Origin of the sequence: Pedobacter gandavensis (assembly GCF_032678465.1) — a bacterium.
Classification (GTDB): domain Bacteria; phylum Bacteroidota; class Bacteroidia; order Sphingobacteriales; family Sphingobacteriaceae; genus Pedobacter; species Pedobacter gandavensis_B.
Map to the genome: position 1 here is coordinate 18804 of NZ_JAVTSK010000011.1, position 16040 is coordinate 34843.

Annotated in this window: 16 protein-coding genes; 14 read left to right on the forward strand and 2 right to left on the reverse strand. The window is 41.8% G+C overall.

The window, feature by feature from the left end:
* The first annotated feature begins 7 nt into the window (after positions 1 to 7).
* From R2Q94_RS18230 to moaCB, 10 genes are read left to right on the forward strand one after another with little or no spacing between them, the layout of a single operon-like run.
* Positions 8 to 1126 (forward strand): XdhC/CoxI family protein, encoded by a 1119-nt coding sequence (locus tag R2Q94_RS18230; protein ID WP_316822908.1) that lies wholly within the window; start codon positions 8 to 10, stop codon positions 1124 to 1126.
* Between the two features lie 8 nt (positions 1127 to 1134).
* Positions 1135 to 1713 carry a nucleotidyltransferase family protein gene (locus tag R2Q94_RS18235; protein WP_316822909.1) on the forward strand — a complete coding sequence of 193 codons (579 nt, stop codon included), beginning with the start codon at positions 1135 to 1137 and terminating at the stop codon, positions 1711 to 1713.
* Positions 1710 to 2690: a GTP 3',8-cyclase MoaA gene (moaA, locus tag R2Q94_RS18240; RefSeq protein ID WP_316822910.1), complete on the forward strand. Its 981-nt coding sequence runs from the start codon at positions 1710 to 1712 to the stop codon at positions 2688 to 2690. The genes R2Q94_RS18235 and moaA overlap by 4 nt, the downstream gene beginning before the upstream one ends.
* A gap of 9 nt (positions 2691 to 2699) precedes the next feature.
* On the forward strand, positions 2700 to 3878 hold the full coding sequence (gene glp / locus R2Q94_RS18245; protein ID WP_316822911.1) for a gephyrin-like molybdotransferase Glp: 1179 nt from the start codon (positions 2700 to 2702) through the stop codon (positions 3876 to 3878).
* A 6-nt stretch (positions 3879 to 3884) separates the two neighbouring features.
* The gene (locus tag R2Q94_RS18250; protein ID WP_316822912.1) at positions 3885 to 4625 is read left to right on the forward strand and encodes a sulfite exporter TauE/SafE family protein; all 741 of its coding nucleotides are present in this window, start codon (positions 3885 to 3887) and stop codon (positions 4623 to 4625) included.
* Positions 4618 to 5121, forward strand: a complete 504-nt coding sequence (locus R2Q94_RS18255) for a molybdopterin-binding protein (RefSeq protein WP_316822913.1) — start codon at positions 4618 to 4620, stop codon at positions 5119 to 5121. Before R2Q94_RS18250 ends, R2Q94_RS18255 begins: the two co-directional genes overlap by 8 nt.
* 4 nt (positions 5122 to 5125) lie before the next feature.
* Positions 5126 to 5359 carry a MoaD/ThiS family protein gene (locus R2Q94_RS18260; RefSeq protein ID WP_316822914.1) on the forward strand — a complete coding sequence of 78 codons (234 nt, stop codon included), beginning with the start codon at positions 5126 to 5128 and terminating at the stop codon, positions 5357 to 5359.
* 6 nt (positions 5360 to 5365) lie between these two features.
* Positions 5366 to 6460 (forward strand): HesA/MoeB/ThiF family protein, encoded by a 1095-nt coding sequence (locus R2Q94_RS18265; protein WP_316822915.1) that lies wholly within the window; start codon positions 5366 to 5368, stop codon positions 6458 to 6460.
* 10 nt (positions 6461 to 6470) lie between these two features.
* Entirely contained in the window at positions 6471 to 6914 is a 444-nt protein-coding gene (locus tag R2Q94_RS18270) for a molybdenum cofactor biosynthesis protein MoaE (RefSeq protein ID WP_316822916.1), read from the forward strand.
* Between the two features lies 1 nt (position 6915).
* On the forward strand, positions 6916 to 7824 hold the full coding sequence (moaCB, locus tag R2Q94_RS18275; protein WP_316822917.1) for a bifunctional molybdenum cofactor biosynthesis protein MoaC/MoaB: 909 nt from the start codon (positions 6916 to 6918) through the stop codon (positions 7822 to 7824).
* 23 nt (positions 7825 to 7847) lie between these two features.
* Here the strand turns inward: moaCB and R2Q94_RS18280 are convergent, their stop codons facing one another.
* On the reverse strand, positions 7848 to 8729 hold the full coding sequence (locus R2Q94_RS18280) for a DMT family transporter (protein ID WP_316822918.1): 882 nt from the start codon (positions 8727 to 8729) through the stop codon (positions 7848 to 7850).
* Between the two features lie 104 nt (positions 8730 to 8833).
* On the opposite strand from R2Q94_RS18280, the gene R2Q94_RS18285 reads away from it, so the two are divergent.
* Positions 8834 to 10252 (forward strand): PLP-dependent aminotransferase family protein, encoded by a 1419-nt coding sequence (locus R2Q94_RS18285; RefSeq protein ID WP_316822919.1) that lies wholly within the window; start codon positions 8834 to 8836, stop codon positions 10250 to 10252.
* A gap of 101 nt (positions 10253 to 10353) precedes the next feature.
* Here the strand turns inward: R2Q94_RS18285 and R2Q94_RS18290 are convergent, their stop codons facing one another.
* The gene (locus R2Q94_RS18290) at positions 10354 to 11322 is read right to left on the reverse strand and encodes a GNAT family N-acetyltransferase (RefSeq protein ID WP_316822920.1); all 969 of its coding nucleotides are present in this window, start codon (positions 11320 to 11322) and stop codon (positions 10354 to 10356) included.
* 237 nt (positions 11323 to 11559) lie between these two features.
* On the opposite strand from R2Q94_RS18290, the gene katG reads away from it, so the two are divergent.
* The 3 genes from katG to R2Q94_RS18305 all read left to right on the forward strand — a co-directional run bounded on the left by katG (position 11560) and on the right by R2Q94_RS18305 (position 16005).
* Positions 11560 to 13833, forward strand: coding sequence for a catalase/peroxidase HPI (gene katG, locus R2Q94_RS18295; protein ID WP_316822921.1), 2274 nt, complete (start codon positions 11560 to 11562; stop codon positions 13831 to 13833).
* Positions 13834 to 14001: 168 nt separating this feature from the next.
* Entirely contained in the window at positions 14002 to 15057 is a 1056-nt protein-coding gene (locus tag R2Q94_RS18300) for a PAS domain-containing protein (RefSeq protein WP_316822922.1), read from the forward strand.
* A gap of 78 nt (positions 15058 to 15135) precedes the next feature.
* Entirely contained in the window at positions 15136 to 16005 is an 870-nt protein-coding gene (locus R2Q94_RS18305) for a universal stress protein (protein WP_316822923.1), read from the forward strand.
* Positions 16006 to 16040 lie beyond the last annotated feature (35 nt).

Sequence of the window (16040 nt, forward strand, 5' to 3'; positions counted from 1 at the left end):
CCAGCTCATGAAGGAAATCACGGACATACTTAAAGCTTATAAAAAGGCGGCAAAAGCGCAACAAAAAACGGCGCTGGCTACTGTGGTTAAGGTGGAGGGCTCATCCTATCGCCGCCCAGGCGCCAGGATGCTGATTACGGAGCATGGCCAGCTCACCGGTGCAATTAGCGGCGGATGCCTGGAGGGAGATGCACTAAGAAAAGCACTCTCAGCTATTGTGCAACAAGAAAACAAGCTGATTACCTATGACACTACTGATGAAGAAGATGCCAGGATTGGTGTTCAGTTGGGATGTAATGGCATTGTTCACATCCTGTTTGAACCGATAAACGATCTGGACCCTTTAAACCCTATTGTACTTTTAGAAGCGTTATCAGCTGAAAGAGAAGATGCGGTATTGGTTACCCTCTTTTCCCTGACAGACAAAAGTCAGCCAGGAACTAGTATGCTTTACCGTCGGGATCATCTGCAGTCCAGGACTCCCGTTGCTATTCAGCAAGAGGTCATCAAAACCGCAGCAGCTGTTTTGAATGATAATACCTCTTCCTTTCAGGTTTATCCATCTGGCGCAAATGCAATCACTGGTTTCTTTGAATTTATCAGGCCGCCTATTTCATTGGTAATTGCCGGGGCTGGAAATGATGTACAACCTTTGGCAGAAATGGCCTATTTACTGGGTTGGGAAGTTCACATCGTTGATGGCAGGGCCAGCCATGCATCAAGCATGCGTTTTCCGAATGCGGCTCGTGTAATCATCGCTAAACCAGAACAGATCTTATCCCACATCAAAATTGATGCGCAAACTGCATTTGTACTGATGACGCACAATTACAATTACGATCTTGCGGTGCTGAACATCCTTTTAGATACCAACAGTCCATATATTGGGAGCTTAGGCCCTAAAAAGAAATTGATCCGCATGCTGGATGAGCTGGACAGGAATACAAAAGAAAACGAGTTGCGGATCCACGGCCCTGTTGGTCTTGATATTGGTGCAGAAACCGCGGAAGAAATTGCCATTTCGATTCTTGCGGAAATCAAAGCGGTCTTTTCAGGAGCCACATTAAACGCACTAAAGGAAAAAAAAGCTCCAATTCATCATCAGGAAATAATTAGCATAGGATGAAAACCGGCATGATCATATTAGCTGCAGGCAATTCCAGTAGACTTGGGAAACCGAAGCAATTGTTAAACTATCAGGGAGAAACACTTCTGGGAATCGTTAGCAAAGCAGCGATTGAAACTACCTGCGAACCTGTTGTTGTAGTGCTGGGTGCCTATGCGCAGGAGATTTCAGCAAATCATCATCATCCCGCTATCCAATATGTCATCAATGAACATTGGGAAAAAGGAATGTCCTCCAGCATTGCGGTAGGAATTTCTGCGGTTTTAGCTCAGGACAAAGACATCCAACAGCTGATCATTGCCGTTTCAGATCAGCCATTTATCAGTGCTGAAGTTTTTAAAACCCTGATGAGCACACAAAGTAAAACCAACAAAGGAATCGTCGCAAGCAGCTATGCAAACACAACAGGTACTCCTGTGTTATTCTATAAAAATTACTTTCCGAAGCTATTATCGCTCCAGGGAAATGAAGGCGCAAAATACCTTTTAAATAAATATCCCGAAGATTGCTCAAGTCTTGTATTTGAACTTGGTGATATCGATATTGACACAACATCAGATTACGACAACTTAAACTTTCACAGATGATAGCGGATTCTTTTGGACGAGTACATGATTACCTGCGGATATCGCTAACGGATAACTGCAACTTCCGCTGTTTTTACTGCATGCCGGAGGAAGAGTACGATTTTAGCCCGGCCTCGAGATTGATGCAGACTGAAGAAATTGTAGAACTTGCGAAAATTTTCGTCGAACAAGGGGTAAAAAAAATCCGTTTAACAGGTGGTGAACCACTAGTCCGCAAAGATGCCGCGGAGATCATACTTGCATTAGCACAGCTTCCTGTGGAGTTGGTGATCACGACCAATGGCACCAGGATCGCAGAAATGCTGCCTACATTTTTACAGGCTGGCATAAAAACGATAAACGTTAGTCTGGACACCTTACAAGCTGAAAAGTTCCTATTCATCACCCGCAGAGATCTGTTTCACCAGGTCCGCAGCAATATAGAGCTGTTGTTACAGCATAAGCTTACCGTAAAAATCAACATGGTCGTCATGAAGGGATTGAATGAAGAGGAAATCAAGGATTTTATACAATGGACCAAACACCATCCTATTCAGATCCGATTCATAGAATTCATGCCTTTTAGTGGAAACAAATGGAGCAGTAACAAAGTGTTTTCACTGGAGGAGATGTTGGCCAGTATAGCTAAAGACTTTGCCTACATGCCCGTTAAGGGAGAAGTTCATGATACTGCCAGGCATTTTATGATTCCTGGACACCAAGGGTCCTTTTCCATCATCAGTACCATGACGGCTCCTTTTTGCAGTACTTGTAACCGAATGCGGTTAACTGCAGATGGAAAACTTAAAAATTGTCTTTTTAGTGATGGGGAGACTGATTTACTGAGCGCACTTAGAAATCATCAGGAGATACTCCCACTGATTCAGGCTTCCATATGGGCGAAGAAAAAGGAACTTGGTGGACAATTAAACACTCATTTTGAAAAATTAGATGCTGCTGGTATTCACAACAGAAGTATGATAACCATTGGAGGATAAGTCTTAATTATGATCACAGTTAACGAAGCAAAAACACTCATTTCAAGCCACATTAGCCCCTTAGAGTCCATATTGGTTAGTTTAGATAAAGCATCTGGTTTAACGCTGGCAAAAGATATTTATGCCGGCTGCAATATCCCTGCATTCCGGCAATCTTCCATGGACGGATATGCTTTTAAATTTGCAGACCCTGCAAGGGAACTTATAGTTGCCGGAGAGATGGCCGCCGGAACGGAGCAATCCCTGAGCTTAATTGAAGGAGAAGCCAGCAGGATATTTACCGGAGCGCCCTTACCCGATGGTGCAGATACCGTAGTCATGCAGGAAAAAGTAACCTTCCGACATGGCAGGATTGTTCTTCAGGATGAAAAACTACACTATGGAGCAAATGTCCGGGATCAGGGTGCCGAGATCAAATCTGGTGATCTGGCCATGCGCAAAGGAACCTTACTGAGTCCGGCAGCAATTGGTTTTCTGGCTGGAATCGGCATTCCTAATCTGGAGGTCTACCCTTTGCCAAAAATCTCGATCATCGTCACTGGAAAAGAATTACAGCAACCCGGACTTGAACTTGGCTTTGGTCAGGTTTATGAATCCAATTCCTATTCCTTGTCTGCGGCATTAAAAATTGAAGGCCATACTGATTTAAATATTATTCAGGCTGATGATGACTTAAGTCAGCTGACTCAAATTTTAGAGAAAGCACTTACAGTTAGTGATGTGGTCTTACTTACCGGAGGGATCAGTGTTGGAGATTATGATTTTGTGCTGCAGGCCTCCGGAAATTGTAAGGTCGAACAGGTATTCCACAAGGTAAAGCAGAAGCCTGGCAAGCCCTTGTTTTTCGGAATAAAGGGGACTAAACTGATCTTTGGTTTACCCGGTAATCCCTCTTCTGTACTCAGTTGTTATTACAATTATGTACTTCCTGCAATTAAACAATTGTCTCATCAAAAAGATAGTGTAAACTATATCCAGGCTAAACTCAGCAGGGCTTATCAAAAACCCGCCGGCTTGAGTCATTTCTTAAAAGGAAGTTATGAAAACGGGCTGGTTAGTCCGCTAAATGCACAAGAGTCATTTCGCCTGAGCTCCTTTGCCATCGCAAATTGTCTGATCTGCCTGGAGGAAACAAAAGAAGAATTCCTCATTGGTGAAACAGTAACGGTCATGATGTTACCTCAATAATAATTTATGGAAGATAACTTTATGCTTTTTTATGGCTTACTTTTTATCGTAGCCTTTTTATACGCCTCAGTCGGACATGGAGGAGCGAGTGGCTATTTAGCACTCATGGCCATTTTTGCGGTCTCCCCTACGGTCATGAAACCTACAGCATTACTTTTAAATTTATTTGTATCCTCTACCTCCTTTATTCAATTTTACAGGGGTGGTTATTTTAAATGGAAAACATTCTGGCCATTTGCTTTTGCCTCCATTCCCCTTTCATTTGTAGGAGGAATGATGGTCATTGAAAGTGCGGTCTACAAAAAAATCCTTGGCATATTACTGCTGATTCCAGTGATCCGTTTTTTATTTTTCAGCAATACAGATCCTAAAGATTTCAAGCCTGCCAACATCCCTTTATCTCTAGCCATTGGGGGTATTATTGGCCTGCTGTCGGGCATGATTGGTATTGGTGGAGGCATCATTCTCTCTCCCATTCTGTTGCTTTTAAAATGGACTGACCAAAAACAGACTGCAGCCATCAGCGCTGCATTTATATTTGTTAACTCTGTTGCCGGCTTAGGTGGTCAGCTGATCAAGGGCTTTGAATTTAATAGCGCAATGCTTGCTTATGTAGGAGTTGCTTTCGCAGGAGGAATTTGCGGAGCCTATTTTGGTGCTTTAAAGTTCCCCCAAAATGTGTTAAAAAATGTACTGGCTGGCGTCCTTGCTTTAGCCGCTTATAAATTAATTTTCACTCATGCTTAATATGAAATACCTGATACCCATTTTATTGTTTTTATGCTCAGCTGCTTCTGCGCAGGAAAGTAAACAGTTTGTTATTGATGGAGCAATTAAAAAAACAAGGACCGTCAACATGGAGAACCTTCTCCAATATAAAACAGTCAACATAGATAGCCTGGTGATATACAATCATCTGATGCAAAAAAGAAGCAGCCTAAAAAACATTAAAGGTGTCCTGCTAAAAGATATTTTGGCCGAAGTCGAGATTACGGCTGATCATCCAAAACTGCTCAGCGAGTATTATCTGGTTTGTACTGCTTCTGATGATTATAAAGTTGTCCTTTCCTGGAATGAGGTCTTCAATTCAAAAAACGAGGGTATCCTGATTCTAAGTAGTTTTGATACCAGTTCAACGAAAAAAGAAAAAGGGAACATCGCCATGATAGTGACCACCGATCAGGCAACTGGTCGAAGATTTGTAAAAGGGCTAAGCAAAATCAGCATTTTAAAAGTAAATTAGTATCATGGAAATTGAGCTCATCAGTTTTGGAAAAATATCGGAATTTATACCACGACAGAAAATAGACATTACTGGCGTCAGTGATATCGATGCCTTAAAAATATATTTAGAAAGGACTTTCCCACAAATCAGTACGCTGAAATATAAGCTTGCGTTAAATCAAAACCTGATTCAACACAACACCCTGATTTCAGGAAATGAAGTGATCGCAATTATGCCCCCTTTTTCTGGAGGTTAACCAGGTATGGCTACAGAAAGATACCACAGGCAGGTTATTCTCAATGGATTTGGAGAGGCTGCCCAGATTTTATTATCAAAGGCCAGGGTCCTGGTAATTGGTGCCGGAGGCATTGGTTGTCCGGCGCTGCAATATCTTGCCGCAGCTGGAGTTGGATGTATTGGAATTGCAGATGATGATACCATCTGCTTATCTAATCTTCCACGCCAGGTGCTTTTTAAAACCGAGGATGTGGGCAAACCAAAAACTATCATTGCCAGTAAAAGACTTCGAAAGATGAACCCGGAAATCGATATCATTTGCCATCCGGTACGCGTTGAAAGAGCGCATATCCTTAATTTATTAAGAGGTTATGATTTTGTGCTGGATGGGACCGACAACTTTGAGTCCAGATACCTCATTAATGACGCCTGTGTATTACTGAATAAACCTTTGATATTTGCGGCCGTTTCTGGTTTTGAAGGACAATTAGCCATTTTTAATGTAACTGGCAAACAAGGTAATCGGTGTAATTACAGAGATATCTTCCCTATACCTCCTGATCCGGGAGAAATTGCAAATTGCGCTGATAATGGCGTTTTGGGGGTATTGCCAGGAATAATTGGCACTATGGCTGCCGCAGAAACCATTAAACTGATTACAAAAACCGGTGAGCCATTGATTAATCAGCTGCTACAATATCACCTCCTCAACCAGGAAGCATATAAAATCAATATTAGTCCTGGAAATGATTACATCATTGCTGCTCATGAAAATGATTTCTTAAAAATGGTAGATCCCATTTTTTGTGACACAGCATGCAATCCTACTCAAATTAATATGGAGCAATTGATTTCCCTTCAAAACCAATCTACAATGATGGTAGATGTCAGGGAGCGACATGAGCTACCATTGCTAAACGAAGAAGAATACAGAAAGGTGCCCATGACCGAATTTATGGCCTTTTTAGATCGAGATATTGCGGAAAAGAACATTGTATTCATTTGCCAGCATGGCATTCGCAGCAGGCTTGCTGCACAAGCCATACAGGAAAAATATGGCGACAGTAAAATTATTTACAGCCTGAAAGGGGGAATAGAAAAATGGAAAAATTACTTTTAACTGTTACCAAATGAGCGATAGAAAAACAAAGAACATATTTGTGAACGGTAAAATTGATCCTGCGTTTATAGGAGAAAGTATCGCCAAACACAGTTCTAAGACAGGAATTGGTGGCCACAGTATATTTATGGGCCAGGTAAGAAGGGATGAGCAGCAGGGCAAATTTGTATCTGCGATTGATTTCACCGCTTATGAAGCCCTTGCTTTAGAAAAAATGAATCAGATCAGAGAGGAGATTTTTGAGAAATACCCAATCATTTGTCTGCATGTACATCATAGCCTTGGCATCGTTAAAACGGGTGAAATCTGCCTTTTTGTATTCTGTTCCTCGGCACATCGCAAGCCGGCAATTGATGCCTGTGCTGAAATCGTAGAACGGCTAAAAGCAGAGCTTCCGATCTGGGGTAAGGAAATATTTGAAGACGACACACATCAATGGAAAGAAAACAACTAAAATGGTCAACATAACAAATAAGTCAAATACCTTAAGAATTGCCATTGCAATGGCTACCGTTAAAGTTTCAAAACCTGAAACAATTGAAGCTATTGAACAAAGAAAAATCCCCAAAGGAGATGTTTTCGAATTTGCCCGTGCTGCCGGACTATTAGGGGTAAAAAAAACAAGTGATCTCATCCCCGACTGTCACCCACTTCCAATAGAATACACTGCGATCAGCTATGCCACTGAAGGATTGGAAATCCACATTACTGTAGAAGTTCACACCATATACAAAACTGGAGTGGAAGTAGAAGCTATGCACGGTGCTTCGATTATTGCGCTCACTATTTATGATATGCTGAAGCCTATTGACAAAGGTGTGGAAATTCAAAACATCAGGTTATTAAAAAAATCAGGTGGAAAATCCGACCTAAAGCAAATCCAATTTCCTGAGTTAAAAGCGGCAGTAGTCGTTTGCTCTGATTCTATATTTTCTGGCAAAAATCAGGACACCTCAGGTAAAGCCATTATCATGTTACTGGAGCAGTTTGGCATAGCAACATTAACCTATGAAATTCTACCTGATGATGCCAGCACGATTAGTAAAAAAGCGCTTGAACTTAGCGGAAAGGAACACCAACTCCTCATTTTTACAGGTGGAACCGGTCTTTCTCCGAGAGATGTTACCCCAGAGGCAATTTCTCCTCTAATTGAACGCAAAATTGATGGCATAATGGAAACAGCAAGATGGTATGGACAACAGCGAATGCCTTATGCGATGTTATCACGTAGTATTGCCGGGTTTATTGGAGAAACACTTGTACTGACCTTCCCAGGATCAAAAAGCGGAGTTGAGGAATATATGCATGCCCTATTCCCCCAAATACTACATCTTTTTAAGGTAAATAAAGGTCAATCGCATTAAATCATGCGAGCATACCCCCTGCCTTATGCAGCTTTAGCAAATTTCTTTGTTCCAGCTACACAAAGGATGACTCCGGCAGTGATTCCCAGCATGCCCATACTCACTTCTTCATGAAGCAGGCCAGCAGCTAAGGCCAGGCCAAAAAGCGGTTGCAAGAGTTGCAATTGTCCAACCAATGCAATTCCTCCCTGAGCTAAGCCACGGTACCAGAACATAAAGCCTATAAACATGCTAAAGACACCAATATAGCCCAGACTGATCCAGGCAGCTGTACTTACCCCGACAAACGATTCCGGACGAAAGATGAAACTGAGTGGCGCCATAATCGGCAATGACAACACCAATGCCCAGGAAATCACCTGCCATCCGCCAAGTGTTTTAGATAGTTTAGCCCCTTCCGCGTAGCCTAATCCACATAAAACAACAGCTATCAGCATCAGCAAATCTCCGATAGGAGCCGCATCGAGGCCTTGCGCAATTGCATAACCAATTACCAAACTAGCCCCAAGGACCGAAAAAAGCCAAAAAACCGGAGCGGGATGTTCTCCCCCACGTATCACACCAAATATAGCTGTAGTCATGGGCAGCATACCTAAAAATACGATGGAATGCGCTGAAGTCACATACTGTAACGCAAATGCAGTTAATAGCGGAAAGCCGATAACGACACCCAATGCTACAATTAACAAATGAAACATTTGTTTATAATCCGGACGTTTTTCTTTGAAAATCAACAGCATGGCAATGGCAAGTATACCAGCGATCGTTGCTCTTGCAGCAGTAACAAATACAGGATCCATATCTAAAACCGCTACTCTTGTTGCCGGGAGTGATCCACTAAAGATCACAACGGCAATAAAGCCGTTCATCCAACCCCATGTACTTTTGTCTATTGTCTTTTCCATACTGATACCATCATTTATTTGCTGTGAGCAAAAATGAGGAGAAGGATTAGGTAAACACAGTATCAGTTTTATACATTTGCATGGACACAGTTTATTTCTTAGACATGAGTAAAGTTTTTTTATATGATGAAATAGCGAATGGAATTGCCATTCAAATTAGAAATGGAGTTCTGAAGGCTGGCGACAAACTGCCTTCCGTCAGGAAGTTATGTCTGGATTATGGTATTGGAATGAATACGGCCAAACGGGTTTTCCTGGAGCTCGAAAGTCAGTCCCTAATTGAATCCAGGCCGCAATCTGGTTTCTTCGTCAGCAAACTACTCTATAAAAAACTCCCGCTTTCGGAAGTCAGCAGGCCTTCTTTAATTGCCCAGAACACCGAGCCAGATGAGTTGATCTCTAAAGTATATTCGAGCATGGGAAACGACGACATGACCATTTTTTCTATTGCAGTTCCCTCCGGGAATTTGTTGCCTTTGGCTAAATTGAAGAAAGAAATCGGCTATGCTACCCGGGAGCTTAAGGAAGGTGGTGCCGCCTATGAATCCCTCCAGGGCAACCTGAAATTGAGAAGAATGGTGGCTGTACGCTCATTGGGATGGGGCGGAAATCTGCATGAAGATGACCTGATCACTACTACAGGAGGAATGAATTCCCTTTCTCTTTGCCTGATGGCTTTAGGCAAAGCCGGAGATACCGTTGCCATCGAGAGTCCCTGCTATCCGGGAATTTTACAACTCGCTATCGGTCTGGGACTAAAAGTTTTGGAATTACCCACTCACCCCATCACCGGAATAGAAATTGAGGCCTTAAAAGCAGCGATTCCAAAGATCAACATTTGCTTATTGGTTCCTAACTTCAATACCCCTTTAGGGAGTTGTATGCCAGATGAAAATAAGAAGGAAGTGGTGTCATTGCTAGCAAAACATGGGATCCCACTGATTGAGGATGATGTATATGGAGACCTTTATTTCTCGGAACACCGACCAAAATGCTGCAAATCTTTCGATACAGAAGGGAATGTGCTATGGTGCAGTTCTGTATCCAAAACGCTGGCACCTGGTTATCGTGTTGGCTGGATCGCCCCTGGTAAGTACAAAGAACAATTATTGAAATTAAAATTGATCCATGCGGTTGCTTCAGTTGCTTTGATACATGAAGCGGTTGGCAATTTCATGAAAACGGGAAGGTATGAAAAACACCTTCAACAGATTCGGCGAACCTTATTTAGCAATTACCAACATTACGTCAATGCAATTGCGGAATATTTCCCGGAAGGAACAAAAACAAGCAGACCGCAAGGTGGACTTGCGATCTGGATTGAATTTAACAAGGAGGTAGACACCACTAAATTATACGATCTGGCCATCAGGCAAAAGATCAGCATTGCGCCGGGGCGTATGTTTACATTACAGGATCAATTTGAAAACTGCATCAGACTTTGCATCGGTTTACCCTGGTCGGATGACTTAAAATTTAAGCTCAAACAACTTGGAAATCTGGCCAAAACAATTATGAGCTGATCTCCTTTTCAGGCCTATTCAAGATATCTTGATAGGTAGATATCTTATGTCCCTACATCATGATGCTCCATTGAACTGCTTGTTTTAAGATTCGCTCTTATTTAGGGATTCGCTGAGGAATTGAGCTCCAATTCCATTTGAATATTACAACGTTCGTAAGGCGTAGATCTACCGATAACTTTCCTGAATCCCAGCTTCTGATAAAGATTGATGGCCGGTTTTAAAGAGGTATTGCTTTCCAGGTAAATTTTAAAAGCGCCTGACTCCTTAGCTGCATCTACAATCGCCTGGCCCAACAACCAGCCAATGCTTTTACCTTGAATTTTAGGAGAAACAGCCATTTTTGCCAGCTCGTAATCATAATCAGGATCATCCATTTTGATCAAGGCACAAACACCAACAGGTTCATTTTTATACAAAGCCACAAATATCCTCCCTCCTTTATCCAATATATAGGATTTAGGGTTATCTAAAGCCTTATAGTCGGCTTCTTCCATTTTAAAATAAGTAGAAATCCATTCTTCATTTAGCAATCTAAAGGCCTGCTGGTATTTCTCTTCATAAGCCACAATCTGAACCTCTTTACTTTCCCTTAATTTTTTCTGCTCCTGGACCCTTCTGAACAATGATTTCTCATCAAGTAAGTATTCCCATTCTTCAATCGCTTCCCAAAGATTATGTCTGGCCTGAGCGATTACACTGTCGATAGCCGCATCTACATCTATACCTTGTATTTTGATTTCCCCGGCAATCTTCTCTCCTTTTTCAGTTAAGGCCACTGCAGTCCGTCTTTTATCCCCGGATCCCCTGTTTTCCTGTACCAATCCGGCATTTGTCATTTCCTGGATGATCTTACTTACGGAGGGTTGTGAATGCCCGATTTCATTGGCAATTTCTGTAATGGTTTTTTCCCCATCTTCCGACAACACGAATAATGCAGGGAACCATTTAGGAGAAAATTCTACATGATACAATTCATAAATTCTGGAAGCATCGTCAGTGATTCTGGAAGTTAATAACCTGAGTCGGCTACCTAAAGCCATTTTTCCTGTTTTCTCAAATAGTTTCATAGATATAATCAATTACATAACTAGTTATGCAAATGTATGAAAATATTCAATATCCTTTATTTTTCATAAAAAAAACATCTTATCTCCAGCATTTAGCCTTCCATATTTACAGCGAAAAATTAGAAATAAAGCGTTAATTTAGAATCATTTGATAGTGACTTTTTCATTTATTCTCCTAATTTTATATTGCTTTAGGATTAGCGAGGAAGCATCTATTCAACATATAAAATTTAAAGTATGGAAAGAGAATCAAATGACATCAGTAAATGCCCCTTCCACAATGGCAGCATGAAGCACAATGTTGGCGGTGGTGGCACTCGAAATCACGATTGGTGGCCCAACCAGTTAAAGTTGAACATCCTTCGTCAGCACTCTTCTTTATCAAATCCGATGGAGGAAGATTTTAATTATGCTGAAGCTTTTAACAGCCTTGATCTTGAAGCGGTTAAGAAAGACCTGAATGCGCTGATGACCGACTCCCAGGAGTGGTGGCCTGCAGATTTTGGCCACTATGGCGGTTTGTTCATCCGTATGGCATGGCACAGTGCAGGAACTTACCGTGTAGGCGATGGACGTGGTGGTGCAGGTGCAGCTTTACAACGTTTTGCGCCACTGAACAGCTGGCCTGACAACGTCAGTCTGGATAAAGCGCGCCGTTTATTATGGCCAATCAAGCAAAAATATGGCCGTAACATTTCATGGGCGGACTTAATGATCCTGACTGGAAATGTTGCTTTGGAATCTATGGGCTTTAAAACCTTTGGGTATGCGGGCGGACGTGAGGACCTCTGGGAACCAGATGAATCTGTGTACTGGGGTGCTGAAGAAAAATGGTTAGGTGGTGACTTGCGTTATGCCCAGGGTTCTCCAGGGGTAGTTGAAGACCATGGTGTTTTATCTACAGACGATGATTCTCAAAAAACTCCTTCCCGCAAACTGGAAAAACCACTTGCAGCAGTACAAATGGGCTTAATTTATGTAAATCCAGAAGGCCCGGACGGAGATCCGAATCCAGTGGCCTCTGCTAAAGATATTCGTGATACTTTTGGCCGTATGGCCATGAATGATGAAGAAACAGTGGCCTTAATCGCGGGTGGCCATAGCTTTGGTAAAACACATGGCGCAGCCTCAGCCGATCATGTAGGCAAAGAACCTGAAGCTGTAGATCTTGAAATGCAGGGCCTGGGCTGGAGCAATAGCTATCGCTCAGGTAAAGGTCCGGATGCAATTACCAGTGGATTAGAAGTGATCTGGACGACCACACCTACTCAATGGAGTAATAACTTCTTTGAAAACTTATTTGGTTTTGAATGGGAATTGACCACCAGTCCTGCCGGTGCACACCAATGGGTGGCAAGAGATGCGAATCCAATAATTCCTGATGCATTTGAACCTTCAAAAAAACACTTACCAACTATGCTCACTACCGATCTGGCCTTAAGGTTTGATCCGGTTTATGAGAAAATATCCCGACGTTTCTTTGAAAACCCGGATGAGTTTGCTGATGCTTTTGCACGTGCCTGGTATAAATTAACCCATCGCGACATGGGACCTCGTGAGCGTTATCTTGGTCCTGAAGTACCACAGGAAGAATTGCTATGGCAGGACCCTATTCCAGCTTTAGATCATGCATTAGTAAATGAAAGCGATGTCTCCGCATTAAAAGCTAAGGTTTTAGGATCTGGTTTGAGCGTAGCCGAACTCGTTTCTACTGCATGGGCTTCTGCTTCCAGTTTCCGTGGCACAGACAAGCGCGGTGGCGCCAATGGCGCACGTATACGCCTTGCTCCACAAAGAGACTGGCAGGCGAACAATCCGGCTCAACTGGCAAAGGTTTTGAATGTGCTGGAAAACCTTCAAAAGGAATTTAATGCTGCACAGACTAACGGTAAAAAGATCTCCCTTGCAGATTTAATTGTACTGGCAGGTTGTGCGGGTGTTGAAAAAGCCGCTCAGGATGCCGGGCATTCGAGTAGAGTTCCTTTCTCTGCTGGTCGGATGGATGCTTCACAGGAACAAACTGATGTTGAATCATTTGGTTATCTGGAGCCACTGGCTGACGGTTTCCGTAATTATCGCAATTCAAAAATCCCCGTATCCACAGAGGAATTACTGATAGATAAAGCAAATTTACTAACCCTTACTGTGCCGGAACTGACAGTATTGTTGGGTGGTATGCGCGCATTGAACACTAATTTCGATGGTTCGAAGCATGGGGTATTTACCACGAAACCTGGACAGCTAAACAATGAATTCTTCATCAATCTACTGGATATGAATACCGTATGGCAATCCGCATCGGATGACAAAGAGGTTTATGAAGGCCGTGATCGTAAGACTCAGCAGGTAAAATGGACCGCTAGTCGTGCAGATCTGGTTTTTGGATCAAATTCTGAGTTGAGAGCTGTTGCTGAAGTCTATGGCAGTGCTGATGCTCAAGGTAAATTTGTAAAAGACTTTATTACTGTATGGAACAAAGTAATGAACCTGGACAGGTATGATTTAAAATAAAAGCATTTTTTCTTAGTAAAGGCACCGTTTTTTTCGGTGCCTTTTTTTGGATCAGTTTTTTCATGGCGCCATACGTTCCGTTTTATAAGTTGACCATTCTTTGGAGCCTAAATTATCCCAGCATCATTTTTGCGGGTATATAAATTGAATTAATCAGTTCAATCAATCATGAAAATAAAAAATAAACTCCGTCGCGGATTTGGATTATTATTCGTGGTGGTACTCTTATTTGGAGGTGTTTCCTTGTTTTATATGCGTGAGATCGCGAAAAGTTCAAAGACCATACTCAAAGACAATTATGAGACGCTCAATTACACGAGCAAAATGCAGAAAATATTGGACGAAAATCATCTCCCCCTTCCCTCTGAAGCTACAAAACAATTTGCAGCACAATTGGCAAAAGAGAAAAACAACATTACAGAAAAAGGGGAAAAAGAAGCAGTACTTGCGCTTTCGTCGGCTTTTGCCACGATCACAGATCCATCAGCAGATCTCCTGACCAGAGAAAATGCGGTGATTAAGGCGCATCAACAATTAAGAACTATAGAAGAAATCAATCTGGATGCAGTGAGCAAGAAACATACTGAAGCTCAGGAAGAAGTGCAGAATGCGGCCAGTTATGTCACATTGGCAGCAGCTATTTCCTTTTTACTCCTTTTCTCTTTTATGGTAAACCTGCCGGATATGATTTCCAAACCCATCAGGGTCTTTGTTCAGGGATTGAAAGAAGTTTCCAGAAAAAACTATAACCACCATTTAAGCTTCGGTCCCGGCGATGAATTCTCAGAGCTTGCCAATGAATACAATAAAATGACGGCTTTACTGGAGGATACCGAAAACAACTATTTATTTGAAATACAATCTGAAAAAGTAAGGCTTAAAACCCTCATAGAGCAAATAACAGCGGCAGTGATCGGGGTTAAAGAAAATGAAGAAATCTTATTTATCAATACTGCTGCTGCTGAAATTCTAGACTTAAATAAAATAACAAGTATCGGTATGATGATCCCTAAAATTAGCCAACAAAATCAATGGATGGAACAAATTTTCTCTACTGAAGAGCAGGAAAAAGAAGAACGTATTTATAGGATTAAAGATCAAAACTATCAACTTAAAAAATGCGAAGTGATCATACCTATTTATAAAAATCCTGCTGATCAGATTGCTCCTGTACCATCCAGAAAAAATATCGGTTACCTCTATATGCTAAGTCCGCATGCCTAATTTGGCTCCTTATGAAACCTTTCTAAGCATCAATTGTTTCCCATAAAGTTCCGGTGATTAAACATCCGGCTCTGTATTATGGCGACTTCAGCAGAAATTGGAAATCATGCGGGAACGATATTACTACTGACAGACTTTTCTGATTCGGCCTACAATGCCTCAAAATATGCGGGTGCTTTAGCGGAACAGCTAAATGCTTCCAGGCTTTTAATTTGCCATTCTGAACATATTCCAACGACGATGGAAATCCATTTGCAAACGGTAAAACGGGCAGAGCAGGAACACCAGAGGCTACTAAATCAAATCTCCGATTTAAAAAATGATTTAAAGAGCAGGTCAAATAAGACCCTCCAGATCGATTATTTTATAGATAGTCGTACACTGGATGAAATTGTGGTTCATTGCCACAAGGAATATGGTGTCAGACTATTAGTAATGGGTATCAGCGGTAAAGATCCTGTGGAACGTGCTTTTCTTGGAAGCAATACCATTCGTATTGCCAGGATTACAGAAATTCCTTTGTTAATTGTTCCGGAACACAGCAGCTATCGGACTATAAAAAACATTGTATTTGCCTGTGATTTGAGAAAAGTATCTAAAACAACGCCAACATTGGCCATCAGGCATATTGTACAGGAACTTGGGGCGGAATTGTCTATCTTAAATGTTTCTCCGGATGAGCAACATCCGGATAGAGATATCCTGACTGAAATGACAGATCTTCAGCCATTGTGGAATTATAAAAAACCAGAATACCACCATACCCATCATGAACATATCGCCAAAGGAGTAACGGACTTTGCCAATGAACATCATATGCAAATGGTGATCGCAGTTCCCAAAACCTATGGATTTTTCGAAGGCCTGTTTCAGCATAGTCTCAGTAGTAAACTGGCTTACGACCTTCAATTACCCATATTGTTATTCAAAGAAGAAAAACTTCAATGAAAAGAGGCTAGTCATAATTAATCCATTAATAGAAT

Bases quoted from the DNA above. Each gene is read 5' to 3' on its own strand.
- R2Q94_RS18230 (WP_316822908.1), top strand. From the start codon at position 8: ATGAAGGAAATCACGGACATACTTAAAGCTTATAAAAAGGCGGCAAAA.
- R2Q94_RS18235 (WP_316822909.1), top strand. From the start codon at position 1,135: ATGATCATATTAGCTGCAGGCAATTCCAGTAGACTTGGGAAACCGAAG.
- moaA (WP_316822910.1), top strand. From the start codon at position 1,710: ATGATAGCGGATTCTTTTGGACGAGTACATGATTACCTGCGGATATCG.
- glp (WP_316822911.1), top strand. From the start codon at position 2,700: ATGATCACAGTTAACGAAGCAAAAACACTCATTTCAAGCCACATTAGC.
- R2Q94_RS18250 (WP_316822912.1), top strand. From the start codon at position 3,885: ATGGAAGATAACTTTATGCTTTTTTATGGCTTACTTTTTATCGTAGCC.
- R2Q94_RS18255 (WP_316822913.1), top strand. From the start codon at position 4,618: ATGCTTAATATGAAATACCTGATACCCATTTTATTGTTTTTATGCTCA.
- R2Q94_RS18260 (WP_316822914.1), top strand. From the start codon at position 5,126: ATGGAAATTGAGCTCATCAGTTTTGGAAAAATATCGGAATTTATACCA.
- R2Q94_RS18265 (WP_316822915.1), top strand. From the start codon at position 5,366: ATGGCTACAGAAAGATACCACAGGCAGGTTATTCTCAATGGATTTGGA.
- R2Q94_RS18270 (WP_316822916.1), top strand. From the start codon at position 6,471: ATGAGCGATAGAAAAACAAAGAACATATTTGTGAACGGTAAAATTGAT.
- moaCB (WP_316822917.1), top strand. From the start codon at position 6,916: ATGGTCAACATAACAAATAAGTCAAATACCTTAAGAATTGCCATTGCA.
- R2Q94_RS18280 (WP_316822918.1), bottom strand. From the start codon at position 8,729: ATGGAAAAGACAATAGACAAAAGTACATGGGGTTGGATGAACGGCTTT.
- R2Q94_RS18285 (WP_316822919.1), top strand. From the start codon at position 8,834: ATGAGTAAAGTTTTTTTATATGATGAAATAGCGAATGGAATTGCCATT.
- R2Q94_RS18290 (WP_316822920.1), bottom strand. From the start codon at position 11,322: ATGAAACTATTTGAGAAAACAGGAAAAATGGCTTTAGGTAGCCGACTC.
- katG (WP_316822921.1), top strand. From the start codon at position 11,560: ATGGAAAGAGAATCAAATGACATCAGTAAATGCCCCTTCCACAATGGC.
- R2Q94_RS18300 (WP_316822922.1), top strand. From the start codon at position 14,002: ATGAAAATAAAAAATAAACTCCGTCGCGGATTTGGATTATTATTCGTG.
- R2Q94_RS18305 (WP_316822923.1), top strand. From the start codon at position 15,136: ATGGCGACTTCAGCAGAAATTGGAAATCATGCGGGAACGATATTACTA.